Below are 25,130 nucleotides of genomic sequence, written 5' to 3'. Positions count from 1 at the left end.
TCCATCGAGGAGAGTTATGAGTCGGCCGTTCAAGGTCCTGCAATTGCAGCCTGACTACAATGTTAAATCCCATGACTTTGCCGACCTTGCCGAGCAGATCGTCAAAGCATTGCCAGCGGACCGCTATGAAGTCACCGCGGCCTTCCTGCGCGGACGGCCGGGGCCTGCGGACCCGATCAGTCGTGCTGCCACGTCGGTCTACTTCGACTTTTCCGACAAGTCCCTCAAGGGTCTGAGGCTGCGGGCCATGTGGCGGCTCTATCAGTTCTGTCGCAAGGAAAAGTTCGACGTCGTCATTTGCAACCGCTTCAAGCCGGTCAACATGATGTTGCAGCTTAATCGCTGGTTGAAAGTGCCGCTGTGTATCGGCATTTCCCACGGTTTCGGTGAGTACGACCGCCTTTATCGGCGTAAACAGGCACAGCGTCTGATCGATGAGCACTGGCGCTTTGTCGGTGTGTCTCCGGCCGTGAAACAGTACTTGCTGGATTGCCGTTGCGGTTTCACCGACGCCAATACGTATGCAATCACCAATGCCATCGATATCGAGCAGGCAGAGGGGTTGCAGCATTCTCGCGAGCGTTCCCGGGAACTGTTGGGGATTGATCCTTCGGTTCGCCTGATGGGTGCGCTGGGGCGTCTGGTTCCGGTGAAAGGGCATACGTATTTGCTGCAGGCGTTTGCCGCGCTCAAGGACAAGTACCCGAACGTGCAACTCGCCATCATCGGTGCGGGTCGTGAAGCGTCCAGCCTGTCGACGCAAGTCCAGCAGTTGGGTCTTGGCGGGCGCGTCCATCTGTTGGGCTTCAAGGAAAATGCCCTGCAGTATGTACGGGCCTTTGACATCTGGACCATGCCTTCCCTGGCAGAGGGGCTGGGCCTGGCGCTGCTTGAAGGCATGAGCGGGCGTTTGCCGGTCATTGCCTCTAGCGTGCCGGCCATGCTGCCACTGATTGAAGGGGCGGGCGGCCTGGCGGTGGAGCCGGCGAATGTGCCTGCACTGGTGCAGGCGCTGGACACTTACCTGGGGCTTTCGGATGAAGACCTTGCCGCCAAGGGCGAGCAGGCTTATCGCTACCTTCAGGAGCAGCACGATATCGAGGTATTCCGTCAGGAGTATCTGGATTTGATCGATTCGGGACTGAGCCAAGCACACAGGAAAGTTGTATGAACGAACATCAGCCATTGGTCACCGTGATCATTGCGTCTTACAACCATGCTCCTTATATCGAAGAGAGCATTCTGAGTGCGTTGAATCAGACGTACCCCAATATCGAACTGTTGGTGATTGATGACGGTTCGACGGACGACAGTGTCGAGCGCATTCGTCGACTGCAGGAACAGCATGCTTTCGATTTCCAGGTTCAGCAGAACCAAGGGCTCACCAACACCCTCAACGGCGCGATAGCCCGGTCCAAAGGGGCGTTGATTGTTCCGTTTGGCTCGGATGACATCATGTTGCCTGAGCGGATTGCGGTGCAGGTGGCCTACATGGATGGCAAACCTGAAGTGGGCATCTGTGCCGGCAATATTGAATTGATCGACTCCCAGGGCGAACTGTTTCCAGAAAAGCGCCAGCGTCGAGACGTACCTTTTCGGCGTCTGGACTTCGATGACATGTTCCTGGAGCGCAAACCATACCCGCCTGCTCCGACATTGATGATTCGGCGAGAAGCGCTGGAAAAGGTCGGCGGTTTTGATCCCGAAATTCGCCTGGAAGACTTGTTGATCGAGTTGAAAATTACCCATGCCGGGTATTTTATCGACGGGTTGAATGTATTGATGGCCCGCTACCGCAAGCACGCCACCAACTCATACAAGAATCATCGATTCATGATCGATAACATCCTGCGCACTTATGCGTTGTTCAGCGATCACCCGTTGTATGAGCAAGTGCGCTACAAGTTTCTCAACTCGATGTTCCTCAAAACCTCCAACCGCAACCGTGCGCTAGCGCGCGAGCTGCTGGCACAGATTCCGCTGAAGGCCTGGAACGGCAAGACGTGGCGTGGGCTGGCACGGATGTTCTTTTCGCCTCTGGAGAAAAGCTGAGGCCGTTGAGTGGGCGCCGGCGGTTTCGTCGGCGCCTGCATCTGCAAGCGCCTGGCTGGCCCCGTCAGGTCGACTGGATCTGTTTCAGCAGGCTTTCAACTGCCCGCTCCGATGCTTTTGTGCCGTACCCCTCAAGCAGCGCCGGCAGGTGTTCATCGAAGAGCCAGGCGCGGTCTTCGTCATAACGCTGCATATGGCGCAGGTTGCGCCGGCGTAGCGACAGGCTCAGTGGCGAGGGATAAATCCGCATGTCGGCCAGATCAATCAAGCCGAATCCGCCGCTTTCAAGTACCAACACATTGCCCAGGTGCAGTGAGCGGAAGTAAATACCTTGTTCATGCAGTCGGGCCATGAATTCGCCGAATTTTTGCACCTGTTCATGCCGTTCGGTCGGGCTGGCCGATGCGAGTACGTGACGAAGTGTCTGGCCGCTCAGTGGATGGTATTGCACGGCGTTACTTCCGTCGTGCAAGTCATACAGGGCCAGTACTTGTGGGGTCGTTATGCCCAGCTCGCGAAGCCGCTGGCAATTGGCAGCAAAGCGTTGTGAATAAGGGTTGTAGCTGCCCGAGGTGTAGAAGCTGCGACGGCGGAACAGTTTTAGAAAACTGCCATCCTTCAACTGAAGCACTTTCGGCCCGAGCCCATCGGCTTCAATCACCCGGGCATCGGTCATCATTTCCTCAGCGCTCGAACGACTCAGCGGTTTCACCGGCAGGGTGAGCAAGCGCTTGGCGCGAGCGTTGATAGACAGTGCCACGATCAGCGCCATGGGGATTGCAAAGAGAAACCAGTGCTCTTTGGGCCGGGACAGAATCCCGCCGCCCTCTGTGAGGCCGGCGCCGATACCGTAGACCAACCAGGTTGAGGCCAGGATGAAAAGCGGTTGTACGCGATGTTGCCAGCAGGTCAGCAGGCCTTTGAGTTGCATGAACAGCCACGGCAAAAAGCCGATGATGCCAACGTAATAAAGGACGCCCAGGGCGAAGTTATGGGGTTCGTCGAGGATGTAGCCCAAGCCAGGTGGGGCAATACTCAGTGGTGCATTGAAGCCTTGGCCAATCCACGGACTGCTGGCAATCTTTTCCAGTGCCATTTGCCAGATTTCAAAACGGTAGGAGCTGCCTCGTTCGATCAGCATTTGCGAGAACAGTGTGAAAACGCTTAGGCCGGCAATAACGACGGTGCAGACCAGCGCCATCGACCTGCGGTTCCAGCAGTTCATGCTGATCCACAAGGCGGCCAGGGTCAGGGCCACCAACGGGGTCCTTGAGCCCGTAGCAAGCATGGCTGCAAACATGATTGCCCCTGCCGGAACAGTGAGCCAGAGTAGATGCATGCGCCGGCAGGTCATGCTCCGGCTGAGCCAGTAGACACAGAAGAAACCAAACAGGTGAGAGCTCAGCAGGGGGTTGTCAAAGGCCCCGCCACCGACCATTCGTAGCTCGGGGGTATAGCCCCGAGCAAAGACGTAAAGGTCTTTGATAGTAAAGACGAGCGCGATGATGGCTGCGCCAAACAGCAGCGGGCCCAGCAGGTCTTCACGGTAGCGAATCAGCAGGTAGCAGCCAACAAATAGAAATAGTCCATGCAGCGAAGGCTTGAATTCGCCCAGGAAATCATCGGTTTGCGGGCTCCACATCAGGCTCGTCAGCGCCCAGGCGACGAACAAAAACAAGGCAATGAAAATAGGCTCACGCAGCAGCTCCTTGAATTCACGGGGGCGCAAGAGCAGGGCAATCAAGGCCGGAATGCTGAACAGCCCATAATAAAATTTGTGCAGCGAGCCACGATCCGGCAGGAAAAAAAGACCGCACAACAACATGAAAAAACCCGCTGGGAGGATCCAGAGGCAAATGAAGTCGAAGATTCGATAGGGGGTATTTTTGAGGCCGCTGAGGTGCATGCTTTGAAATTCGTCGCCGTGATGAGCGGCCATCATAACGGTAATAGGTGTGGGCTGTCGTTTGTCAGGTTCGCGCTTTAGCATCCTTCGCTGGTGCCGGTCCGACAGGGAAGCTGTGCTAAAGTCTGCATCCTTTCCAACGACTTTCGCGTGATATGACCAACTCCAGTCCCAGCGCAGACCCATCGAGCTTGAAAATCTACTTCCGTTTGCTCGGCTATGTCCGGCCTTACGTGGGGCTGTTTATCATCAGTATCGTCGGGTTTCTGATTTTCGCTTCGACCCAGCCGATGCTTGGATACATCCTCAAGTATTTCGTCGATGGCCTGTCAAACCCCCAGGCCGCGCTGTTTCCCTCAGTGCCTTACCTGCGTGACTTGCGGTTGCTGCAGGCTGTGCCTTTGTTAATCGTGCTGATTGCCGCCTGGCAGGGCCTGGGTTCTTTCCTGGGCAACTACTTCCTGGCCAAGGTATCCCTGGGGTTGGTGCATGACCTGCGGGTGCAGTTGTTCAATAACCTGCTGGTGTTGCCTAACCGCTACTTTGACCAACACAACTCGGGGCACTTGATCTCCCGCATTACCTTCAACGTCACCATGGTTACCGGGGCGGCGACGGATGCGATCAAGGTCGTTATCCGCGAGGGCATGACCGTCATATTTCTGTTTGCCTCGCTGTTGATCATGAACTGGCGCCTGACCCTGGTGATGGTCGCCATTCTTCCGCTGATCGCTGTCATGGTCAGCACGGCCAGCAAAAAATTCCGTAAGCAAAGTAAAAAAATCCAGGTGGCGATGGGCGACGTGACCCATGTTGCCTCGGAAACCATCCAGGGCTACCGCGTCGTGCGCAGCTTCGGTGGTGAAGTCTACGAGCAGAAGCGTTTCCTCAACGCCAGCCAGGGCAATACCGACAAACAGCTGCGTATGACCCGCACCGGTGCGATCTATACACCGATGTTGCAGTTGGTGATTTACAGCGCGATGGCCATCCTGATGTTCCTGGCGCTCTATTTGCGTGGCGATGCTTCGGCAGGCGACATGATCGCCTACATCACCTTGGCGGGTTTGTTGCCCAAACCTATCCGGCAGCTGTCGGAAGTCAGCTCGACCATCCAGAAAGGCGTCGCAGGGGCCGAGAGCATTTTCGAACAGCTGGACGAAGAGCCAGAGGTCGATCGCGGCACCGTCGAGCTGGACGCTGTCACCGGGCACCTTGAAATTCGTAACCTGAGCTTCACCTACCCAGGCACCGAGCGCCAAGTGCTCAACGACATCAGCTTCAGCGTCGAGCCTGGAAAGATGGTGGCATTGGTAGGGCGCTCCGGCAGTGGCAAGTCCACATTGGCCAACCTGATTCCGCGTTTCTACCATCACGATAAGGGCGAAATTCTCCTGGATGGCACCGAGGTGGAAGACTTCCGCCTGTTGAACCTGCGCAAGCATATTGCCCAGGTCACTCAGCATGTGACCTTGTTCAGTGACACCGTGGCCAACAATATTGCTTACGGTGACCTGGCGGACGCGCCTCGCGAGGATATCGAGAAGGCTGCCACCGATGCCTTCGCCATGGACTTCATTGCGCAGTTGCCGCATGGCCTCGACACCCAGGTCGGTGAGAATGGTGTGCTGTTGTCAGGCGGCCAGCGGCAAAGGCTGGCCATCGCACGGGCCTTGCTGAAAAATGCCCCGTTGCTGATTCTCGATGAGGCGACATCGGCGTTGGATACCGAGTCTGAGCGCCACATTCAAGCGGCGCTGGACAAGGTCATGAAAGGCCGCACGACCCTGGTCATTGCTCACCGCTTGTCGACCATCGAGAAGGCGGATCTGATCCTGGTCATGGACCAGGGACAGATTGTCGAGCGTGGGACCCATGCAGAGCTGCTGGCACAGAACGGCTACTACGCACGCCTGAATGCCATGGGGCTGGACGCGCCGACGACCGTCGACATCGTTTGAAAAATACGGGGTGAGCCCAATCACCCTGTCATCCTTCAGGGCGCGCAACGCGCCCTGAAGCTTTGTATCCGCATCTTTACACACTTGACCAACGCCAAATAATTCCCTGCCCTTCGTTTGTTATGTTGGCCCCAAGATCTTGATGGCGAACGATGGGGGTTAACCCTCTCGCGTGGGTAATGGGATGTTGCAACGTATTCTCTGGAAACTGCTTCCAAAACCTCAAAGGGCTTTCCTGTTGGCGCGCTTGTCAGTGGTTGATCGCCAAGCCGTGAACAAGTCCATGTCTGCAGGCGCAGTGTTTCCGGAGCCTTTTCGGCGGCATGCATGCGTGTTCATCCATGTCCCCAAGTGCGCAGGAAGCAGCGTCTGTTCTGCACTCTTTGATAACTGGAGGCCGGGACATTTGCCGCTGTATTGGTACCAGCAGCAATTCCCTGAGCACTGCTCGCGCAGCCTCAAGTTCACCTTCGTTCGTGACCCTCTGGAACGTGCCTATTCGGCCTATGCCTTTCTGCGGGGCAACCCTCTGGGTACCCGTGATTATCAGGCCCAGGTGTTGGTGTCCGGCTACCGGGACTTCGACGATTTTGTCGCGCGCTGGCTGCACCCGGAAAACGTGCGACGCCAACTTCACTTTGCCCCGCAGACCGACTTCCTGGTGGACGCCATGGGGCACATGGCCATGGACTTCATCGGCCGCCAGGAACATCTGGATCGAGATTTCCAGCACCTGTGCGAGCGCCTGGGCGTTGCGTCCACCCTGCCTCATTTAAATGGTTCCGTTGAGCGTCGTGTGGAACCTGTCAGGGATTTTTGCTCCTTGCGCACGCGTCGCCTGGTCAGGCGTGTCTATCAACGTGATTACGAGCTCCTGGGTTATGAATAATGTGTCCCCGTCAGTCGGTTTTGCCTCTATTCGCCCATTTGCGCTGTCACTGTCAGTGGCCGCCCGTGCCGCCCTCAAACATCAGCAGCCCTGTTGCCTGTGGCTGACGGGATTGTCGGGGGCCGGAAAATCGACCCTGGCCAATGCGTTGGAGGTGAAACTCAACGAGCAAGGGCGTCATACCTTTGTGCTTGACGGCGACAACCTGCGCACTGGCTTATGCAATGACCTGGGGATGGGTAATGAGGCGCGCAAGGAGAACATCCGCCGTATTGGCGAGGTAGCACGCCTGATGGTGGAGGCCGGATTGATTGTGATTGTCTCGGCCATCTCGCCGTTCCGCGCTGATCGGGATACCGCCAGGGCGTTGTTTGGCTGTGGACAGTTCTTCGAAATCTACGTCAGTACGCCGTTCGATATTTGTGCCCGACGCGATCCAAAAGGCTTGTATCAGGCGGCCCTGCAGGGGCGTATCAAGGATTTCACCGGGCTGGACAGTCCGTACGAAGCGCCGCATCAGGCCGACTGCGAGCTCAATACCGATGAGTTCGAATTGTCTGATGCCGTTCAGCATATCTTGAGCGATCTGTTCAAAAAGTGATCAGTAAAAGGGTGTGATTCATCGCAGGTAAAGCTCTCGAACGAGCCAGCGCTCACCCTGTGGTAATATCGCGCCCCTGTTCATTTTGTATGTGGGTTGCTCCATGAAGTTGTCCATGCCGCGATTCGATCAAGCCCCTGTCTTGGTGGTCGGCGATGTCATGCTCGACCGTTACTGGCATGGCGGTACCTCACGGATTTCCCCTGAGGCACCTGTACCGGTAGTCAAGGTCGAGCAAATCGAAGACCGCCCGGGTGGCGCTGCCAACGTTGCCCTCAATATTGCCGCTCTCGGCGCCCCGGCCTCCCTGGTGGGTGTGACCGGTGACGACGAAGCCGCCGACAGCCTGGCCAACAGCCTGCGCGGTGCTGGCGTGCGTGCGCTGTTCCAGCGTATTGCCCATCAGCCGACCATCGTCAAGTTGCGGGTCATGAGCCGTCACCAGCAGTTGCTGCGTATCGATTTTGAAGAACCCTTCGCCACCGACGCCCTGGCCCTCAGTGCCCAGGTCGATGAGTTGCTCGAAGGTATCAAGGTGCTCGTGCTGTCCGACTACGGCAAAGGCGCGCTGAAGAATCACCAGATGCTGATCCAGGCCGCGAAGGCCCGGGGCATTCCGGTGCTGGCTGATCCAAAGGGCAAGGACTTCTCGATTTATCGGGGGGCCAGCCTGATCACACCGAACCTCAGCGAGTTTGAAACCATCGTTGGCGGTTGTGTCGATGAGCACGAACTGGTGACCAAGGGTGCAAAACTCATGGCCGATCTCGACCTGGGTGCCTTGCTGGTGACCCGTGGCGAACACGGCATGACCCTGTTGCGTCCTGATCACCCGGCCATGCACCTGCCTGCGCGGGCCCGTGAAGTGTTTGATGTCACCGGCGCTGGCGATACAGTGATTTCCACCTTGGCGGCTGCGATTGCTGCCGGTGAAGAGCTGCCCCATGCCGTGGCCCTGGCCAATCTGGCGGCGGGTATCGTCGTCGGCAAGCTGGGTACGGCGGCTATCAGTGCCCCGGAGCTGCGCCGCGCGATCCAGCGTGAAGAAGGTTCGGAGCGAGGCGTGTTGGGCCTGGAGCAGTTGCTGCTGGCGGTCGACGATGCCCGTGCCCATAACGAAAGTATTGTCTTCACCAATGGCTGTTTCGACATTCTCCATGCCGGTCACGTGACCTACCTGGAGCAGGCGCGCGCCCAGGGCGATCGCTTGATCGTCGCGGTCAACGACGACGCGTCGGTCAGTCGCCTGAAAGGGCCGGGCCGGCCGATCAACAGTGTCGACCGTCGTATGGCGGTGCTGGCTGGGTTGGGCGCGGTGGATTGGGTGATCAGCTTCTCCGAGGGGACCCCGGAAAACCTGCTGGCCCAGGTCAAGCCGGACGTACTGGTCAAGGGCGGCGATTACTCCGTCGATCAGGTAGTCGGTGGCGATATCGTCAATGCCTATGGCGGCAAGGTCAAAGTGCTGGGGCTGGTGGAGAACAGTTCAACCACCGCGATTGTCGAAAAAATTCGCAGCAATGACGTTACTTAATAGGTTTTACCGATATGGCTGATGCTCCTCTCGTTCTGATCACCGGCGGTGCTGGCTTTATTGGCTCGCACCTGGTGGATGCCTTGCTCGCCAAGGGCTATGCCGTGCGGATCCTCGATGATTTGTCTACCGGCAAGCGCAGCAACCTGCCCATGGACAACGCTCGGGTGGAGTTGCTGGAAGGCAATGTTGCCGATGCTGCGTTGGTTGCCCGCTCGGCCGTTGGCGTTTGTGCGGTGGTGCACCTGGCGGCGGTGGCCTCGGTCCAGGCGTCGGTGGATGACCCCGTCAGCACTCACCAGAGCAATTTCATCGGCAGTTTGAATGTCTGTGAGGCCATGCGCGAGGCGGGGGTCAAGCGTGTGGTGTTCGCCTCCAGTGCGGCGGTGTATGGCAACAATGGCGAGGGTGCTTCCATTGATGAGGACACGTCCAAGGCACCCTTGACGCCTTATGCCTCGGACAAACTGGCCAGCGAGCATTATTTCGATTTCTATCGCCGCCAGCATGGACTGGAGCCGGTAATTTTCCGCTTCTTCAATATCTTCGGGCCACGCCAGGATCCTTCTTCGCCTTATTCCGGGGTGATCAGCATCTTCAGTGAGCGCGCGCAAAAAGGCTTGCCTATCACCGTGTTTGGCGACGGCGAGCAAACCCGCGATTTCATGTACGTGGGAGACCTGGTGGATTTGCTGGTGCAAGCGATTGAAGCCGAAGACGTCCCAGCGGGTGCGATCAACGTCGGCTGGAACCAGACCACCACCCTCAAGCAGGTGCTGGAGGCGCTGGTCGAAGTGGTAGGCGACTTGCCGGCTGTCAGCTACACGCCGGCACGGTCGGGGGATATTCGTCACTCGCGGGCGAACAATCAGCGCCTGTTGGCGAGCTTCAAACTGCCGGAGCCGACGCCAATGAAGGTGGGGTTGGCGCGGTTGCTCCAGCTCTGAGGTAGCTGCTTGGTCTGTAGATACCGTCTTGCGCGTCACCAGGCAAGAGCCCTGTCAGGTCATACATTTGACCCGTTGTAGCCGCTGCCGAGGTACGAGGCTGCGACAAGGACCGAAGGACCTTCGGCAGTTTCAAGATACTGGCGACTGCTGCGCAGCCGATCGCAGGCTGCGCCAGCGGCTACAGGTGATCGACACACTCCCTGTAGCTGTCGTTAGCGGCTTGCCTTCTTCGGCACCATCTTGCGCAAGATCTGCCGTGCCTTGCCGGTCAATTGTTTTAGCTTCGATTCCTTCTCGGGTGTGCTCAGTCCCTGCTGTCTGAGCCAGTCCTTCCACCTGATCCGCTCATCGCGTACCAACCAGCCTTCCTGCTGGGCAAAGCTTTCTGCCAGATACAATCCGCGGGTGCTGGCGGGATAGAGCTGGTCCTTCTTCAAGGTATACAGCTCGGCGCTCGGCTGGCCGTCCTTGAGAGGCATCAGGTACAGGTCGGGGCGCTGACGGTCCAGTCGCGCCACCAACTGGTCGCCCTCCAGTCGCTCATCGACATGAAACAGGCTCAGGGACTTGGCCTCTTTCGGCACTTCCAGGCGCAAGTCATAAATCAATTGCAGCGAAGCCGTGGGCAAATGCACGTAGGCCCGTGGGCGTTCGATCAGTTGCATGGTGGCGCAACGTACGGGGCGGGCGGCACCCGATAGCGGGCTCAGGCGAAACGGCAAGGCTTCGCGGTAATGCAGGGCGCTGGAGTAGGGCGCCGGCAGCCAGGTGTCATTGAAGCGACCTCCGAGCCAGCCTTCCGGGGTTTCCAACAGGCACTCTTCAGCGATTTCCTGGATGGCGGTATGCAGTGGCAGGTTCAGCTCATGGGCCGGGACATAGCCGGAAATCAGCTTGAGCACCACGTCGCCGCGATCCTGCCGACGTTGGCGCACCAGTACCCAGTAATCGCGATTCTGCCAATGCAGGGTCAGGCGTACTGAAACGCCGAGATTGGCCAGCTCCAGGGAAAACCGCTCGGCATCCACCACGGTTACCGGTTTGCGCCGTTGCAAGGTTTGGGCAAAGTTGAGCGGCATGCCGACGCTCTGGTAGCTCAGGCCTTCAGGGGTAGCTTCGACGAACAGCGGCAGTGTTTTAAAGTTACTGGGGTTTTTTCTTATGAGCGTTCGCGGCATGTCGGCTCCTTCTTGCGTCGGGGTCGGCCGCGTCGGCGGCATCAGAGTTGACGAATGACCTGGGCAGCGGTCGCCACGTTATGGGCGAGGTGCAGCGGATTAATGGTCCCGACAATAGCACTGGCAACGCCGGTTTGCGCAAACAACAACATGAAACTGGCATGAATTGGATCCATTCCGGGTTCCAAGCACACGTGACCACTGGCCAGGGCCTTTTTCACCAGAATGCCTTTGCCATGGGCGGTGGCATAATCAATCACGGCTTTCTCGGCCTGTTCGTTCAGATTGTAGGTCACCATGGCGCAATCACCCCGTTCCAGAGCCTTCACGCCGCCTTCGACGGTTTTGCCGGAGAAGCCATAACCACGAATCTTGCCCTCGCGCTTGAGGTCCTCCAGGGTCTGGTAGACCTCGCAGTCATTGAGGATATGCAGGTCGTTGCCGTCGGAGTGCACTAGTACCAGATCGATAAAATCCGTTTCTAATCGTTGCAGGCTGCGCTCCACCGAAAACCGGGTGTGGGCAGCGCTGAAATCGTGATGGGACACGCCGTTGACGAACTCTTCGCCGACCTTGCTGACAATCACCCAATCCTGGCGCTGGCCACGCAACAGCGGGCCCAGGCGTTCTTCGCTACGGCCATAGGCGGGGGCGGTGTCGATCAGGTTGATGCCCAGGTCGCGGGCCTGGCGCAAGAGCATCTGCGCTTCGTCGTCGCCCGGAATCTGGAAGCCGTTGGGGTATTTCACTCCCTGGTCACGGCCCAGCTTGACGGTGCCCAGCCCCAGCGGCGAGACCAGTAGGCCAGTGCTGCCCAAGGGGCGATGAAGGTCATGCAGGGTCGGCAGGCTCATGGCAACAGTTGCTCCCAGGCGGGTTGGGCGAGGGGTGGCTTTGGCAGATCAGGCAGCTTTTCGGTGGATGAGGGCTTGATACCGTCACGTTCCAGTGCATTGATCACGCGATCGGCGAAGTCGGGTGCCAGGGCCAGCTTGGTTGGCCAGCCCACGAGCAGGCGATCCTGTTCGGCGAGGAAGGCGTTGTCCGGGCGGGTCAGGCCTGATTGCAGCGGTTCGGCACGATCCACTCGCAAGGTGGCCCATTGCGTCTGGCTCATGTCGATCCACGGCAGCAGTTGCGCCAATTCCTTTTGCGCAGTGGCAATCTGCTCTTCTGGCGTGCGGGCGACACCTTCGGCCTCGGCAATATCGCCTCCCAGGTACCAGACCCAATTGCCATCAGCCGCCGGATGAGTGGTGACGGTGATACGCGGCTTGGTGCCGCCGCCCAGGCAGTGGGCGTACAGCGGTTTCAGGCCGGGGCCCTTGGCGATGATCATGTGCAGCGGGCGGCGTTGCATGGCCGGTTGGCTCAGGCCCAATGCGTTCAGCAGGTCCGCCGTGCCGGCGCCGGCGCTGAGGACGATGCGCTGGGCGCGAATCTCGCGGCCATCGACCTTCAGTCCCGCCAGTGTGCCGTCTTCCAGCAGCGGTTCAATCTGTTGCCCGGCGAGCAAACCATCACCGGCCAATTCTGCCAGGCGTTTGATCAGGCTCGGCACATCCACCACCAGTTCGGCCAGGCGATAGACCTTGCCCTTGAAGCGGCGGTCTTGCAGGGCGGGTGGCAGGTCGTCGCCCTTGACCTGATCCACTCGGCCACGCACGGCCTTGCTGGCGAAAAAGCTGGTGAGGTTGCCGGCCAGGGTGCCCGGGGACCACAAATAGTGGGCCTGGGACAGCAGGCGCACGCCGGACAGGTCCAGCTCGCCGCTGCCTGCCAAGGCTTCGCGCCAGCGGCGGGGCATGTCGGCAATGGCTTCGGAGGCGCCGGTCAGGGCACCGTGCAAGGCGTATTTCGCACCGCCGTGAATGATTCCCTGGGACTTCACGCTTTGCCCGCCGCCCAGCGAGGCACTTTCCACCAGCACCGTGGAAAACCCCTGGCTGCGCAGGCGCGCATTGAGCCAGAGGCCGGCAACCCCGGCGCCGACAATCAGAACGTCGGTGGAAATAACGGATGGCATGCGGCGACCTCAGTGTTCAAGACAAGCTGCCAAGTATACAGGCTCATGCCATGTGCACTGTAGGAGCTGTCGAGTGAAACGAGGCTGCGAATTCTGGACTCCCTTGGGTTTTGAGCGAACGGTCAATGCCCGGCTGTTTTCGAAAACAACTGAATCACCACGACCCCCAGCACAATCAAGCCCATCCCCAGCATCGCGGGGATGTCGAGTTTCTGTCCATAGATAAACAGCGCGGCGATGCTGACCATGACGATCCCCATCCCGGCCCAGACGGCATAAGCCACGCCCACCGGCACAGTACGTACCACCAGGGTCAGCATCCAGAAGGCCACGCCGTAGCCGACAATCACCAGCAGCAGCGGGATGGGAGTGCTGAAACCCTTGATCGCTTTCATGGAAACGGTGGCGATCACTTCCGAGCAAATGGCGATAGCCAGGTAATAGTAGGCAGCGTTCATGGAGTAATCCTCGGTATAGGGTCGCTTGATAAGGTCGGCATTCTAGAGACTCCACAGATGGGGTAAAGTCATTACCTATCCGAAATAAAGATGGGTTGAGCCATGAGCGTGCAGTGGAATCTGGAACAGATGCGCCTGTTTGTCAGCGTGGCCGAGCAGCGCTCGTTTTCGGCGGTGGCGCGGGATCAGCGCAGGGCGCAGTCGGCGGTCAGCAATGGCATCGCCTTGTTGGAAGCGGATCTGGGGCTCAGTCTGTTTGATCGCAGCAGCGGCCGCCAGCCCAGCCTGACCGAAGCCGGAATGGTGTTGCTGGAGGAGGCGCGGGAAGTGTTGCGTCAGTGCGAGCGCCTCAACGGTCGTGCCATGTCGCTGATGCGCGGCGAAGAAGCGTGCCTGCGCCTGGCGCAGGATGAGGCGATGCTCTATCAGCCGGTACTCGACAGCCTTGAAGCCCTGGCGGGGCAATTCCCCAGCCTGGAAGTGCAACTGTCCAGCGCCGCCCAAGGCGACGTGGCGCGCAAATTGGTGGAGCGCCAGGCGGACTTGGGCCTGTTGTTCTACCACGACCAGATCCCCGAAGCCCTGGAGCGGCGGGTGGTGGGCAGTGTGGAAATGGTCACGGTGTGCGGCATCGGGCATCCGTTGGCGACGGGAAAGCACGTGCTTTGCCAGCATCTGGCGCAGTTTCGGCAATTGCTGATGTCCACCCAAACCAGCGTGTATCCCGGCAGCGAAGCCGCCAGCCCGCAGGTGTGGCGTGCCGACAGCTTCTATGTGCTGGCCGAATGGCTCTCGCGGGGGTTGGGCTGGGCCTGGTTGCCACGACACGTGGTGCAGTACCCGACGTATCAGGGCCAGATGGTCGAACTGGACAGCGAATGGACCCCGCCGGCGCTGGTGGTGGAGATGGTATGGCGCCGCGATGAGCCCTTGGGCCCGGCCACGCGTTTCCTGGCCGAACGTTTTGCCGAGTGCTTACAGGCGATCGATTGAAAAAGCCGATAAACTCCGCCGCCATGAATAGAACTCTCTACAGCTGTCTGTTTTACCTGGCGCTGCCGTTGGTGGCTTTACGTCTATGGCTGCGGTCCCGCAAGGCGCCGGCTTATGCCAAGCGCGTCAGCGAGCGCTTTTCCTACGGGCTGCCGGTGATGCAGCCCGGCGGGATCTGGGTGCACGCGGTGTCGGTGGGTGAAAGCATCGCCGCCGCGCCGATGATCCGCGGCCTGTTGCAACGTTATCCACAGCTGCCGATCACCGTCACCTGCATGACTCCCACCGGCTCCGAGCGGATCCAGGCCCTGTTCGCCAATGAACCACGGATCCAGCACTGTTATCTGCCCTATGACTTGCCTTGTGCCGCGGCGCGGTTTCTCGACAAGGTCCAGCCGAAACTGGCGGTGATCATGGAAACCGAACTGTGGCCCAACCACATTCATCAGTGCGCCAAGCGCGGGATTCCGGTGGCGCTGGCCAACGCGCGACTGTCAGCGCGTTCGGCGAAGGGTTACGCACGTTTCGCCAAACTGACTGCGCCGATGTTGTCGCAGATGAGCCTGTTCGCTGTGCAGACCGAAACCGAGGCCGAGCGTTTTCGTAGCCTGGGCGCGCGGCCGGAAACCGTCGAAGTCACTGGCTCGATCAAGTTCGACCTGACAATTGATCCTCAGCTTCTGGCGCGTGCAGCCACCTTGCGTGAGCAATGGCAGGCCGCTGAGCGCCCGGTGTGGATCGCCGCCAGTACCCATGAAGGTGAAGATGAGGTGGTGCTGGCCGCCCATCGCCAGTTGCTCGCCAGCCATCCCGATGCGTTGTTGATCCTGGTCCCGCGTCACCCGGAACGCTTCAACGCGGTGTTTGAGCTATGCCAGCAGCAAGGGTTTACCACGGTGCGGCGCTCCGGCGCTGAGCCGGTTACGGCTGGCACGTCGGTATTACTCGGCGACACCATGGGCGAATTGCTGTTTCTGTATGCCCTGGCTGACAGCGCTTTTGTTGGCGGCAGCCTGGTACCTACGGGCGGGCATAATTTGTTGGAGCCGGCGGCGTTGGCCAAGCCGGTCATCACCGGCCCGCATGTGTTCAACTTCCTGGAAATCGCCGCGATGATGCGCGAGGTCGGCGCGCTGCAGGAAGTAGACGATGCCGAAGGGCTGGCAGTGGCAGTGCAGCGCTTGTTCGAGCTGCCGCAGGATGCGCAGAAGATGGCGCAGGCGGGGCTCAAGGTGATGCAGGCCAATCAGGGGGCGTTGCAGCGGTTGCTGGATGGGTTGGGCAAACTGCTGAATCCCTGACAGCCCGCTCCCACATTGTTGTTTTGTGTTGTGCTTAATAGTTGGGGTTGGCCTTCAACTGCTCCGCAGCCGCCTTGGCCAGATCCGGCGGCAAGAAGTCCTTGTCCGGGTTGTAATCAGCCTTCAGGTACCGTGACAAATCCTGCAAATCCCCCGGATTCAACGTCCCTGCCGCCTGTTTCAATCGCAGGTTGTCGAGGATGTAGTCATAGCGGCTGTTGTTGTAGTTGCGTACCGAGGTGTACAGCTGGCGCTGGGCATCGAGCACGTCGACGATATTACGCGTGCCCACCTGATAACCGATTTCCGTGGCTTCCACCGCGCTCTGGTTGGAGATGATTGACTGGCGACGCGCTTGCACCTGCTCCACATCGGTGTTCACCGCGCGGTGCAGGTTACGGGTGTTTTCCACCACTTGGCGGCGCAGGCCTTCGCGTTGCTGCTCGGTCTGGTCCAGGCGGGAATAGGATTCGCGCACTTGCGAGCTGGTGAGGCCGCCGCTGTAGATCGGGATGTTCAGGCGCAAGCCAACGGTGCGTTGCGAGACATCGCCGCCGTAAGGGATCGGAAGTTGGTTTGGGTTACTGAAGCCCAGGGCATCGTTGTCACCCTTTTCGTACTGCGCTACCGCATCCAGAGTCGGTGCGTGGCCGGCCTTGCGTTGCTTGAGGGTTTCCTCGGCGGCGGTCACCGCGTAGTTGCTGGCCAGCAAGTTCAGGTTCTGCCGGCCTGCGGTTTCGACCCATGCCTTGGCGTCGTTCGGCGCCGGCGGCAACACCGGCAGGGTGTGGACGATGCCCTGGATCGAGTTGTACTGGCGGTTGGTCAGGGTGATCAGCGCTTCGAAGGCGTCGTCCACCTGGCGCTGGGCCAGGATCCGATTGGCCCGCGCGGTGTCGTAGCTGGCCTGGGATTGCAGTACGTCGGTCTTGTCCGACAGGCCGACATCGAAACGCTCATTGGACTGGTCGAGCTGGCGTTTGAATGCGGCTTCTTCAGCCTTGGTCGACGCCAGGTTGTCCTGGGCCCGCAGCACGGCGAAGTAGTTCTCGGCGCTTTGCAGGATCATGTTCTGTTCGGTGGCCGACAGTTGCAGTGATGCCTGCTCATTGACCGCTTCGGCCGCTTGCAGCTGGAACCAGCGATCGGCACGGAACAACGGTTGGCTCAGGGTCGCCCGCCAGGAATGAGCGTCGCGATTGGCCGTGGCGGCCGGCTGATGGATCTGGGTACGCACATTGTTGCTGTCGGCGCCGGCTGACAGGTTGGGCAGCAGGCCAGCGCGGGCCTGGGGCACGACTTCTTTCTGCGCGCCATATTGGGCGCGGGCGGCGGCCAGGTCGGCGTTGTTATCCACGGCTTCCTGGTAGACGCTGACCAGGTCGGTTTTGGTCGTCAGGGGCGCTTCAGCTGCCCAGACCATTCCATTGGTCGCACAAGACACGGCAAGAGCCAGTGAGAGTTTGCGCAGCATGAGGCGATCCCTAGTGTGAATATTACGACAATAATTTAGCGCCCAAGGCTACGGCGAGCGATTCGGAGCGTCAAGGCCTCGAAGCAGTAGCCGAGTGTAGTGGTGGCATCACGGCACAACAATCCTGTAATTACGCCATTCATCACGCTGAATGCACGGCTATTGGCAATTTGCCTGCTCCATGGTCTAGACTGGCCGCGTTCTTGTCGGGGTGCCTTGCTATGAGGCTGAGATCGGTAAATACCGGATCCCGTTGAACCTGATCAGGTTAGCGCCTGCGTAGGGAACAAGATTTCTCGTCACCCGGCGAGTCCTCTTGTGCTTCGTCCGGGATGTTGTTCGACAATCGAACAACCCTCGTGCGCCAAGCACAGCACTTATTTCAGTGCGTCCATCCGTCACAGGTTCGCTCCGACAAAAAATCCGCCGCCTGGATAAGTTGGAGAGCCCGTGATGAGCACAGAACTAAAAAGTACAAAACTGAAAAACACCGTGCACTTGAGTGAATCGGCCCAGGTCGACTCCGGGTCCGTGCAGCCGTTTACCCGCTCGCAGAAAATCTACGTCCAGGGCACTCGTCCGGACATTCGTGTACCGATGCGCGAGGTCAGCCTCGATGTGACCCCCACCGATTTCGGTGGCGAAATCAATGCGCCCGTGGTGGTGTATGACACCTCTGGCCCGTACACCGACCCCAACGTCATCATCGACGTGCGCAAAGGCCTGGGCGATGTGCGCTCGCCGTGGATCGAATCCCGTGGTGATACCGAACGCCTGTCCGGCCTGAGCTCCCACTTTGGCCAGCAGCGCCTGAGCGATGCCGAGCTGACCGCTCTGCGTTTTGCCCACGTGAAAAACCCGCGCCGCGCCAAGGCCGGGGCCAATGTCACGCAAATGCACTACGCCCGCCAAGGCATCATCACCGCCGAGATGGAATACGTCGCCATTCGCGAAAACATGAAGCTGGAAGAGGCCCGCGAGGCTGGTCTGCTGACCCAGCAGCATGCCGGCCACAGCTTCGGCGCCAGCGTGCCGAAAATCATCACCCCGGAATTTGTGCGCGAAGAAATCGCCCGTGGCCGCGCGATCATCCCGGCCAACATCAACCACACCGAACTGGAACCGATGATCATCGGCCGTAACTTCCTGGTGAAGATCAACGGCAACATTGGCAACAGCGCCCTGGGTTCCTCCATTGAAGAAGAAGTGGCGAAGCTGACCTGGGGCATTCGCTGGGGTTCGGACACCGTGATGGACTTGTCCACCGGTAAGCACATCCACGAAACCCGCGAATGGATCATCCGCAACTCGCCGGTGCCGATCGGTACCGTGCCGATTTATCAGGCTCTGGAAAAAGTCGGTGGTGCCGCTGAAGACCTGACCTGGGAGTTGTTCCGCGACACGCTGATCGAACAGGCCGAGCAGGGCGTCGACTACTTCACCATCCACGCCGGCGTTCTGCTGCGCTACGTACCGCTGACCGCCAAGCGCGTTACCGGCATCGTCTCCCGTGGCGGTTCGATCATGGCCAAGTGGTGCCTGGCGCACCATAAAGAGAACTTCACCTACACCCATTTCGACGAAATCTGCGAAATCATGAAGGCTTACGATGTCAGCTTCTCCCTCGGGGATGGCTTGCGTCCGGGCTCGATTGCCGATGCCAACGACGCCGCGCAATTCGGTGAGCTGGAAACCCTCGGCGAACTGACCAAGATCGCCTGGAAGCACGACGTGCAAACCATGATCGAAGGCCCCGGCCACGTGCCGATGCAACTGATCAAGGAGAACATGGACAAGCAGTTGGAGTGCTGCGACGAGGCGCCGTTCTACACCCTGGGCCCGCTGACCACCGACATCGCGCCAGGCTACGACCACATCACTTCCGGTATCGGTGCGGCGATGATCGGCTGGTTCGGTTGCGCCATGCTCTGCTACGTCACGCCCAAGGAACACCTGGGGTTGCCGAACAAGGATGACGTGAAGACCGGGATCATCACCTACAAGATCGCAGCCCATGCGGCGGACTTGGCGAAGGGACACCCGGGGGCGCAGATTCGCGACAACGCGTTGAGCAAGGCGCGCTTCGAGTTCCGCTGGGAAGACCAGTTCAACCTGGGCCTGGACCCGGATACTGCGCGTTCCTATCACGATGAAACCCTGCCGAAAGACTCGGCCAAGGTCGCGCATTTCTGCTCGATGTGCGGGCCGAAATTCTGCTCGATGAAAATCACCCAGGAAGTCCGTGAGTATGCGGCCAACCAGCGCATCGAAGCGGTGGATGTGGACGTCGCCAAGGGACTGGCGGAGCAGGCGGAGCGGTTCAAGCAGGAAGGTAGTCAGCTTTACAAGAAGGTCTGATCCGATCCGAGATTGAGGCTGCCTTCACTGGCCTCTTCGTGAGCAAGTCGAATCGTCGCACCGCCGCTCCCACATTGAGACCGCGATCTAATGTGGGAGCGGCGGTGCGACGATTCGACTTGCTCGCGAAAGCAATCTCTCAAACAACAAATGCCCCTCTGAGATAACCCCCTTGAGCATTCAGCCCAGCACCTATTCCCCAGACATCGCGGTGCCCACCGACAAACGCGTCTTCGGCGCCCGTGATCTCTTCTCCCTGTGGTTCTCCCTTGGCATCGGCCTGATGGTCCTGCAAACCGGCGCGTTATTGGCACCGGGCCTGGGCTTGTCCGGGTCATTGCTGGCGATTTTCCTCGGCACTCTGGTCGGCGTGCTGTTGCTCGCCGCCGTTGGCGTGATTGGCAGTGACACCGGCCTGTCCTCCATGGCCGCACTCAAGCTCAGCCTCGGCACTAAAGGTGCAAGCCTGCCAGCGCTGTTGAACCTGCTGCAGCTGATTGGTTGGGGATCGTTCGAAATTATCGTGATGCGCGATGCCGCCAGTCTGTTAGGCACGCGGGCGTTCAGCGAAGGCAATCTGTTGGCCAGCCCGCTGCTCTGGACCTTGTTCTTCGGCGGCCTCGCCACCCTGTTGGCCGTCAGTGGCCCTCTGACCTTCGTGCGGCAAATCCTGCGCAAGTGGGGTATTTGGCTATTGCTCGCCGCGTGTCTGTGGCTAACCTGGAACCTGCTCGCCAAGGCCGATCTGGCCGCCCTCTGGGCCCAGGCCGGTGACGGTTCGATGCCATTTGCCGCAGGCTTTGATATCGCGATCGCCATGCCGCTGTCCTGGCTGCCGCTGATTGCTGACTACTCACGCTTCGGCAAGCGGGCGAAAAGCGTGTTCGGCGGAACCGCCCTTGGCTTCTTTATCGGTAATTTCTGGCTGATGAGCCTGGGCGTGGCCTACACCGTGGCTTTTGCGCCGAGCGGTGAAGTGAATGCGCTGTTGCTGGCGTTGGCCGGTGCCGGTTTGGGGATTCCGCTGTTGCTGATTCTGCTGGATGAATCAGAAAACGCTTTCGCCGATATTCACTCGGCAGCGGTGTCCAGCGGGATTCTGTTGCGCTTGAAAATCGAGCACCTGGCATTGGCTATCGGTGTCATCTGCACCCTGATCGCTTGCCTGGCGCCGTTGGCGCAGTATCAGAACTTCCTGCTGTTGATCGGCTCGGTGTTCGCGCCGTTGTTCGGCGTGGTGCTGGTGGATCACTTTATCCTGCGCCGCCGTGGCCAGGCAGTCGCCGCAAGCCTGCGCTGGCCGGCGTTGTTGGCGTGGCTCGGAGGCGTCAGTACCTATCACCTGCTGGCCAATCTGTACCCGGATATCGGCGCGACCCTGCCGGCGCTGGTGCTGGCAGGGCTGCTGCAATTGATCCTGGGGCGGGCCTTCAGCGGCGCGCGGGCACCAGTTCAGGCTTGATCACACCGCTGAGACGGGTGTAGGGGAGGGTTATTTCGATCAGCCCCAATGCGTAAGGCGCAATAGTCGTGACGTTGTACTTGAGGACGACCCCGGTGCTGGTCAACGCCACATTCGGGGTTTTCTGGAAGGGCCAGTTCTTCACGAACTCCGGGTCACGGTCCATTTGCGAACTGATCAGCCAGCTGTTGTGGGCTACTTTCGCGGTTCTCCAGAAGGCATCTTCCTGGCCAGGCAGCAGCATGTCGGCCAGGGTCAGCTCTTTGTGCAGCAGGCGTGAGTAGTTGATAAAGCCGCGTCCCGGGTCACCGTGGGCACCACCAGTATCCAGGTAACTGGATACTTCGATGATCACCAGTCCGTCATGCTGCTCACGTACCTTGGCTTGCAAGTACATGCTGTTGCGGTTGGGCGACTCACGCAAAAACTTTTCCCGGTAGGCGTTCAGGCTGGCCGGCACGCTGGCATTGGGTGAGGTTCGGGTCATCTGCAACAGGCGTTGTTCCACCACGGTGTCGAGTTGTGGCTCAGTGGGGAAATGTACGGTATCGATGTTAACCAATGGGCAATCCGGGCCGCCGCAGCCGGGCTTGATCTGCTCCGAAGCGTCGGAAGTGCTATCCAAAGGCTTGAGGTAGCTGGGCTGGAACAGACTCTGGCAAGCGCCGAGGGTCAGGGCAATACAAGCCATAGAGGCGATTTTTAAAAGCGACATGTGCGTCCTTCGTGCCTTCTAGAGAAATCAGGAGGAAAGGTGAAAATGTGGAGCTTCGACTACCAACAGGGCCGTCAGTTCGCCACTAAGCTGATTAGAGTGAGTTTGACGCCCGCCGTCCATCCCGGCAACCGGAAAGGGGCTGCATCCTGGGGCAGGAGCGCGTTAGGATGGCGCGATCTCGAGGGGGACCTCGACACCGCCAGGCAATAAACGAGGTTGATATGACGGACACTGCGAAATCGACGCCGAGCAAGATTGAAGTTGTTCAGCGCGAGAATGCCTACAAGGGCTTCTACAAGCTTGATCGGCTGACGCTGCGTCATGAGTTGTTTGATGGCGGCATGAGCCGCGAGCTCAATCGCGAAGTCTTTGTTCGCCATGATGCGGTGTGTGTACTGCCTTACGATCCGCAGCGCGATGAAGTGGTGCTGATCGAACAGTTTCGTGTCGGCGCCATGGGCCGCACCGACAACCCGTGGCTGATAGAAATGGTTGCGGGCCTGATCGACAAGGATGAGCAACCGGAGGAGGTTGCGCACCGCGAAGCCGAGGAGGAAGCTGGGCTGACCTTCTCTGCGTTGTGGCCGATCACCCGATATTTCCCTTCGCCGGGCGGCAGTACCGAATTTGTCCATCTGTTCCTGGGGCGTTGCGACAGCAGCGGGGCGGGTGGAGTCCATGGACTGGAAGAGGAAGCAGAAGACATTCGCGTCACCGTCTGGGCCTTCGAAGATGCCCTGCAAGCGGTGCGTGATGGGAAAATTTCCAACGCAGCCAGCATTATCGCCCTGCAATGGCTTGCGCTTAATCGCGCGGAAGTGAGGGGGTTATGGCAGTAAAAGCACGGGAGCGATATCGAGTTGACCTGATCGGGTTGCAAGCAGCCTGCGAGGCCAACTATGCACGGCTGATGCGGCTGCTGCCGGACATGCGCCACACCCCCGAGGCGCGGCGCATTGCCGTGACCCACGGGGATCAGATGCTTGGCGTGCTCACCTTGGAAGTCATTCTGACCTGCCCGTACACCACGACATTGCGTGTGCGCCAAGAGCACAGCCTGCCGTGGTTGCCGGTGCCGCAACTGGAGGTTCAGGTGTACCACGACGCGCGCATGGCTGAAGTGGTCAGCGCCGAGCATGCGCGACGCTTTCGCAGCATCTATCCTTACCCCAATGTGTTCATGCACCAGCCCGATGAGAAAGCACAACTGAATGTGTTCCTGGGTGAATGGTTAAGTCATTGCCTGGCATTGGGCCATGAGTTTGAAGTCGTCCGGTAGATGTGAACTGCGTCTGCTTCCTTAGGTTTCCTCTTTGTGTCCTGCCCAGCATAATTGTGCCCAATGTCCATTCCTGTGATCACGCCCTGGGAGAACGCCTTGCCGAGCGTATCCACCTTGAACCCTGACGCTGCGGCGTTGCTGGTGCAACTGTCCGACAGCCATCTGTTTGCCGAGGCCGACGGCACGCTGCTGGGCATGAATACCCGCGACAGCCTGCAACGGGTCATCGACCTGGTACTGGCCCGGCAACCGCACGTCGACTTGCTGCTGGCCACCGGCGATCTGTCCCAGGACGGCACGCTGGAGTCTTATCAGGCGTTTCGTGAGGCGACCCGGCAGATCCCGGCCCCCGCGCGCTGGATTCCGGGCAACCACGATGAGCCACAGATCATGGCGCATGCCGCGATCAACAGCCCATTGTTGGAACCCGTGGTGGATGTGGGTAACTGGCGCATCACCTTGCTGGACTCTGCCGTTCCGGGCTCGGTGCCGGGGTATTTGCAGGACCGACAGCTGCAATTGCTCGCACAATCCTTGAGCGAAGCGCCAACCCGTCATCATCTGGTGTGTTTCCACCATCACCCGGTGTCCATCGGCTGTGCCTGGATGGAACCCATCGGCCTGCGCAATCCCGAGGCTCTGTTTGCCGTGCTGGATCGCTTTCCCCAGGTGAAAGCGGTGCTTTGGGGCCATGTCCATCAGGAGATCGACCGCGAGCGCAACGGTGTGCGCTTGCTGGCGTCACCGTCCACGTGTATCCAGTTTTCCCCGGGCAGTGAGGATTTCAAGGTCAGCGAGGAGGCGCCAGGCTATCGCTGGCTGCGGCTGCATGCCGATGGACGGTTGGAAACCGGCGTGGAGCGGGTCGAAGGCTTCGCGTTCCAGGTGGATTACGGCAGTAACGGTTACTGAAAGGTTCGAGCTCGGTGCCAGGCCGCATCCAGTGGCGCTACGCCTGGCTTGAGTGCAGCTAAAGGTCCAGCACCCGCGCCAATCTCACGACCGTAACCCCAGGCCCCAGATGCCGCAGCGACGGTTGGATCAGCACGCAGTTGTCATACGGCGTGACGATCTCGCGCTGGCCATCCCGGGCAATCACCGTTCCGGCATGAGCAATCCGCTCAAGGCCGCGATAGTCATCGCTAAAGCTGAAGTCCATGCTGTGGGCGACAACCGGATCGGTGACGTGCAGAAATTGCTGCGCTGCAGGTTTTTCCTGGCTTAAAAACGCCAAGACGTCTGCTTTGGCGACAGCTTCAGTAGCAATCAAGAAGCGTGCCGCCACATCGAGGGCGACGTGTTCGCTCTTTTTTGAAAAGTGCTGGCCGGTCTCGATCAGCAGCGCATTTTTGTGGCTGGCAGCATCGCCAAACCCGCCGTAGTCACGCATGCGCCGACCGTTGGCGTGGCCGGCATCGGCGACTACGGTTGCGGGTACGCCTAACGATTCAGCGAACTCCAGGCCTTTGGCGCATGCGCCACACATCATCAACGGCGGGGACTCTTCGTGCATCGAGTGGATGTCGAGCAGCAAATCGACACTGTCGATCAGCGGTCGTAACTCACGTGCGCGGCGTAACTCGACAGAATCGCGCTCGCCGTCCAGCGTCGATGTCAGCCAGACACGGTTCATGTCCTCGTCCAGAAAACGGGTCGCATCGATGTCCTGCGGATCGAAGCGGTGATAAGCCTCAATGTTGCCAAACCCCAGGGACAACCGCCCCTGACGAGGGCGCACACCGCTGCGCAACAAGGTGTCAACCGCGATTGCACCGCTGACTTCGTTACCATGAGTCAGCGCCATGATCAGCACATGCGGTCCTGGTTTGCCACTGTCGAAGCTGTGGATGTAGTCGATCCCGCAGTTGCCTGTTTTCCATTGGCTGAGATCCGGGAATTCGACTTCCACGGGATACGGTGTCAGCGAGGCACGAACTTGCTCAAGTGTTTTCATTTAAGTCTCCGACAGACCAACGTTTGCGCTTGT

22 protein-coding genes and 1 riboswitch are annotated in these 25,130 nt (G+C 59.4%); of the genes, 14 read left to right on the top strand and 8 right to left on the bottom strand.

From position 1 onward, the window contains the following. Nucleotides 1-16: 16 nt before the first annotated feature. Together J7E41_RS01060 and J7E41_RS01055 are read left to right on the top strand one after the other, a co-directional pair. The gene (locus J7E41_RS01060; RefSeq protein WP_214989575.1) at nt 17-1,171 is read left to right on the top strand and encodes a glycosyltransferase family 4 protein; all 1,155 of its coding nucleotides are present in this window, start codon (nt 17-19) and stop codon (nt 1,169-1,171) included. After that, complete coding sequence (locus tag J7E41_RS01055) at nt 1,168-2,052, top strand: glycosyltransferase (protein ID WP_214989574.1); 885 nt, start codon at nt 1,168-1,170, stop codon at nt 2,050-2,052. Before J7E41_RS01060 ends, J7E41_RS01055 begins: the two co-directional genes overlap by 4 nt. Before the next feature lie 64 nt (nt 2,053-2,116). Here J7E41_RS01055 and J7E41_RS01050 read toward each other — a convergent pair whose 3' ends face one another. Then, nucleotides 2,117-3,958 carry a bifunctional O-antigen ligase/aminoglycoside phosphotransferase family protein gene (locus J7E41_RS01050; RefSeq protein WP_214989573.1) on the bottom strand — a complete coding sequence of 614 codons (1,842 nt, stop codon included), beginning with the start codon at nt 3,956-3,958 and terminating at the stop codon, nt 2,117-2,119. 155 nt (nt 3,959-4,113) lie between these two features. On the opposite strand from J7E41_RS01050, the gene msbA reads away from it, so the two are divergent. The 5 genes from msbA to J7E41_RS01025 all read left to right on the top strand — a co-directional run bounded on the left by msbA (nt 4,114) and on the right by J7E41_RS01025 (nt 9,890). Further along, nucleotides 4,114-5,919 carry a lipid A export permease/ATP-binding protein MsbA gene (msbA, locus tag J7E41_RS01045; protein WP_214989572.1) on the top strand — a complete coding sequence of 602 codons (1,806 nt, stop codon included), beginning with the start codon at nt 4,114-4,116 and terminating at the stop codon, nt 5,917-5,919. Nucleotides 5,920-6,103: 184 nt separating this feature from the next. Continuing rightward, nucleotides 6,104-6,808 (top strand): sulfotransferase family 2 domain-containing protein, encoded by a 705-nt coding sequence (locus J7E41_RS01040; protein ID WP_214989571.1) that lies wholly within the window; start codon nt 6,104-6,106, stop codon nt 6,806-6,808. Then, nucleotides 6,801-7,409 (top strand): adenylyl-sulfate kinase, encoded by a 609-nt coding sequence (cysC, locus tag J7E41_RS01035; protein WP_214989570.1) that lies wholly within the window; start codon nt 6,801-6,803, stop codon nt 7,407-7,409. Before J7E41_RS01040 ends, cysC begins: the two co-directional genes overlap by 8 nt. 103 nt (nt 7,410-7,512) lie before the next feature. Further along, nucleotides 7,513-8,943 carry a bifunctional D-glycero-beta-D-manno-heptose-7-phosphate kinase/D-glycero-beta-D-manno-heptose 1-phosphate adenylyltransferase HldE gene (hldE, locus tag J7E41_RS01030; protein WP_214989569.1) on the top strand — a complete coding sequence of 477 codons (1,431 nt, stop codon included), beginning with the start codon at nt 7,513-7,515 and terminating at the stop codon, nt 8,941-8,943. Nucleotides 8,944-8,957: 14 nt separating this feature from the next. Then, the gene (locus tag J7E41_RS01025) at nt 8,958-9,890 is read left to right on the top strand and encodes an NAD-dependent epimerase/dehydratase family protein (protein WP_214989568.1); all 933 of its coding nucleotides are present in this window, start codon (nt 8,958-8,960) and stop codon (nt 9,888-9,890) included. 215 nt (nt 9,891-10,105) lie between these two features. Here the strand turns inward: J7E41_RS01025 and J7E41_RS01020 are convergent, their stop codons facing one another. From J7E41_RS01020 to J7E41_RS01005, 4 genes are all read right to left on the bottom strand, one after another. Next, nucleotides 10,106-11,071, bottom strand: a complete 966-nt coding sequence (locus J7E41_RS01020) for a metal ABC transporter ATPase (RefSeq protein ID WP_214989567.1) — start codon at nt 11,069-11,071, stop codon at nt 10,106-10,108. A gap of 41 nt (nt 11,072-11,112) precedes the next feature. Beyond that, nucleotides 11,113-11,925 (bottom strand): aldo/keto reductase, encoded by an 813-nt coding sequence (locus J7E41_RS01015; protein WP_214989566.1) that lies wholly within the window; start codon nt 11,923-11,925, stop codon nt 11,113-11,115. Next, nucleotides 11,922-13,097 (bottom strand): NAD(P)/FAD-dependent oxidoreductase, encoded by a 1,176-nt coding sequence (locus J7E41_RS01010; RefSeq protein ID WP_214989565.1) that lies wholly within the window; start codon nt 13,095-13,097, stop codon nt 11,922-11,924. The genes J7E41_RS01015 and J7E41_RS01010 overlap by 4 nt, the downstream gene beginning before the upstream one ends. A 122-nt stretch (nt 13,098-13,219) precedes the next feature. Beyond that, entirely contained in the window at nt 13,220-13,555 is a 336-nt protein-coding gene (locus J7E41_RS01005; protein WP_003209492.1) for a DMT family transporter, read from the bottom strand. Between the two features lie 102 nt (nt 13,556-13,657). On the opposite strand from J7E41_RS01005, the gene J7E41_RS01000 reads away from it, so the two are divergent. Together J7E41_RS01000 and waaA are read left to right on the top strand one after the other, a co-directional pair. Beyond that, nucleotides 13,658-14,548, top strand: a complete 891-nt coding sequence (locus J7E41_RS01000; RefSeq protein WP_214989564.1) for a LysR family transcriptional regulator — start codon at nt 13,658-13,660, stop codon at nt 14,546-14,548. A 23-nt stretch (nt 14,549-14,571) separates the two neighbouring features. After that, nucleotides 14,572-15,849, top strand: a complete 1,278-nt coding sequence (gene waaA, locus J7E41_RS00995) for a lipid IV(A) 3-deoxy-D-manno-octulosonic acid transferase (RefSeq protein ID WP_214989563.1) — start codon at nt 14,572-14,574, stop codon at nt 15,847-15,849. A gap of 34 nt (nt 15,850-15,883) precedes the next feature. Here the strand turns inward: waaA and J7E41_RS00990 are convergent, their stop codons facing one another. Further along, nucleotides 15,884-17,323, bottom strand: coding sequence for a TolC family outer membrane protein (locus J7E41_RS00990; RefSeq protein WP_214989562.1), 1,440 nt, complete (start codon nt 17,321-17,323; stop codon nt 15,884-15,886). Between the two features lie 197 nt (nt 17,324-17,520). Further along, nucleotides 17,521-17,626: riboswitch (TPP riboswitch) on the top strand. Between the two features lie 150 nt (nt 17,627-17,776). On the opposite strand from J7E41_RS00990, the gene thiC reads away from it, so the two are divergent. Next, a complete protein-coding gene (gene thiC, locus J7E41_RS00985) occupies nt 17,777-19,681 on the top strand; it encodes a phosphomethylpyrimidine synthase ThiC (RefSeq protein WP_214989561.1) in 1,905 nt (634 codons plus the stop codon). 172 nt (nt 19,682-19,853) lie between these two features. Beyond that, a complete protein-coding gene (gene cytX / locus J7E41_RS00980) occupies nt 19,854-21,143 on the top strand; it encodes a putative hydroxymethylpyrimidine transporter CytX (protein ID WP_214989560.1) in 1,290 nt (429 codons plus the stop codon). Here the strand turns inward: cytX and J7E41_RS00975 are convergent. Further along, complete coding sequence (locus tag J7E41_RS00975; protein WP_214989559.1) at nt 21,112-21,858, bottom strand: RsiV family protein; 747 nt, start codon at nt 21,856-21,858, stop codon at nt 21,112-21,114. The genes cytX and J7E41_RS00975 overlap by 32 nt on opposite strands. A gap of 224 nt (nt 21,859-22,082) precedes the next feature. Between J7E41_RS00975 and J7E41_RS00970 the strand changes: the two genes are divergently transcribed. The 3 genes from J7E41_RS00970 to cpdA all read left to right on the top strand — a co-directional run bounded on the left by J7E41_RS00970 (nt 22,083) and on the right by cpdA (nt 24,055). Next, a complete protein-coding gene (locus J7E41_RS00970) occupies nt 22,083-22,700 on the top strand; it encodes an NUDIX domain-containing protein (RefSeq protein ID WP_214989558.1) in 618 nt (205 codons plus the stop codon). Further along, on the top strand, nt 22,691-23,140 hold the full coding sequence (locus J7E41_RS00965; protein ID WP_214989557.1) for a DUF1249 domain-containing protein: 450 nt from the start codon (nt 22,691-22,693) through the stop codon (nt 23,138-23,140). The genes J7E41_RS00970 and J7E41_RS00965 overlap by 10 nt, the downstream gene beginning before the upstream one ends. Nucleotides 23,141-23,239: 99 nt before the next feature. Continuing rightward, a complete protein-coding gene (cpdA, locus tag J7E41_RS00960; protein ID WP_214989870.1) occupies nt 23,240-24,055 on the top strand; it encodes a 3',5'-cyclic-AMP phosphodiesterase in 816 nt (271 codons plus the stop codon). A 58-nt stretch (nt 24,056-24,113) separates the two neighbouring features. Here the strand turns inward: cpdA and J7E41_RS00955 are convergent, their stop codons facing one another. Beyond that, the gene (locus J7E41_RS00955) at nt 24,114-25,097 is read right to left on the bottom strand and encodes a M14 family metallopeptidase (protein ID WP_214989556.1); all 984 of its coding nucleotides are present in this window, start codon (nt 25,095-25,097) and stop codon (nt 24,114-24,116) included. Between the last annotated feature and the right edge of the window lie 33 nt (nt 25,098-25,130).

This window comes from Pseudomonas fluorescens (genome assembly GCF_018614655.1).
In the GTDB taxonomy this organism is placed as follows: Bacteria; Pseudomonadota; Gammaproteobacteria; order Pseudomonadales; family Pseudomonadaceae; genus Aquipseudomonas; species Aquipseudomonas fluorescens_BX.
This window is presented reverse-complemented; position numbering and strand designations above follow the sequence as displayed.

Excerpts from the sequence above, each read along its gene's own strand:
- J7E41_RS00975 (WP_214989559.1), bottom strand. The coding sequence starts at position 21,858 with ATGTCGCTTTTAAAAATCGCCTCTATGGCTTGTATTGCCCTGACCCTC.
- J7E41_RS01000 (WP_214989564.1), top strand. The coding sequence starts at position 13,658 with ATGAGCGTGCAGTGGAATCTGGAACAGATGCGCCTGTTTGTCAGCGTG.
- J7E41_RS01055 (WP_214989574.1), top strand. The coding sequence starts at position 1,168 with ATGAACGAACATCAGCCATTGGTCACCGTGATCATTGCGTCTTACAAC.
- J7E41_RS01015 (WP_214989566.1), bottom strand. The coding sequence starts at position 11,925 with ATGAGCCTGCCGACCCTGCATGACCTTCATCGCCCCTTGGGCAGCACT.
- waaA (WP_214989563.1), top strand. The coding sequence starts at position 14,572 with ATGAATAGAACTCTCTACAGCTGTCTGTTTTACCTGGCGCTGCCGTTG.
- hldE (WP_214989569.1), top strand. The coding sequence starts at position 7,513 with ATGAAGTTGTCCATGCCGCGATTCGATCAAGCCCCTGTCTTGGTGGTC.
- J7E41_RS00955 (WP_214989556.1), bottom strand. The coding sequence starts at position 25,097 with ATGAAAACACTTGAGCAAGTTCGTGCCTCGCTGACACCGTATCCCGTG.
- msbA (WP_214989572.1), top strand. The coding sequence starts at position 4,114 with ATGACCAACTCCAGTCCCAGCGCAGACCCATCGAGCTTGAAAATCTAC.
- J7E41_RS01005 (WP_003209492.1), bottom strand. The coding sequence starts at position 13,555 with ATGAACGCTGCCTACTATTACCTGGCTATCGCCATTTGCTCGGAAGTG.
- J7E41_RS01050 (WP_214989573.1), bottom strand. The coding sequence starts at position 3,958 with ATGCACCTCAGCGGCCTCAAAAATACCCCCTATCGAATCTTCGACTTC.
- J7E41_RS01040 (WP_214989571.1), top strand. The coding sequence starts at position 6,104 with ATGTTGCAACGTATTCTCTGGAAACTGCTTCCAAAACCTCAAAGGGCT.
- J7E41_RS01020 (WP_214989567.1), bottom strand. The coding sequence starts at position 11,071 with ATGCCGCGAACGCTCATAAGAAAAAACCCCAGTAACTTTAAAACACTG.
- thiC (WP_214989561.1), top strand. The coding sequence starts at position 17,777 with ATGAGCACAGAACTAAAAAGTACAAAACTGAAAAACACCGTGCACTTG.
- J7E41_RS00965 (WP_214989557.1), top strand. The coding sequence starts at position 22,691 with ATGGCAGTAAAAGCACGGGAGCGATATCGAGTTGACCTGATCGGGTTG.
- J7E41_RS00970 (WP_214989558.1), top strand. The coding sequence starts at position 22,083 with ATGACGGACACTGCGAAATCGACGCCGAGCAAGATTGAAGTTGTTCAG.
- J7E41_RS01025 (WP_214989568.1), top strand. The coding sequence starts at position 8,958 with ATGGCTGATGCTCCTCTCGTTCTGATCACCGGCGGTGCTGGCTTTATT.
- J7E41_RS01010 (WP_214989565.1), bottom strand. The coding sequence starts at position 13,097 with ATGCCATCCGTTATTTCCACCGACGTTCTGATTGTCGGCGCCGGGGTT.
- J7E41_RS01060 (WP_214989575.1), top strand. The coding sequence starts at position 17 with ATGAGTCGGCCGTTCAAGGTCCTGCAATTGCAGCCTGACTACAATGTT.
- J7E41_RS00990 (WP_214989562.1), bottom strand. The coding sequence starts at position 17,323 with ATGCTGCGCAAACTCTCACTGGCTCTTGCCGTGTCTTGTGCGACCAAT.
- cysC (WP_214989570.1), top strand. The coding sequence starts at position 6,801 with ATGAATAATGTGTCCCCGTCAGTCGGTTTTGCCTCTATTCGCCCATTT.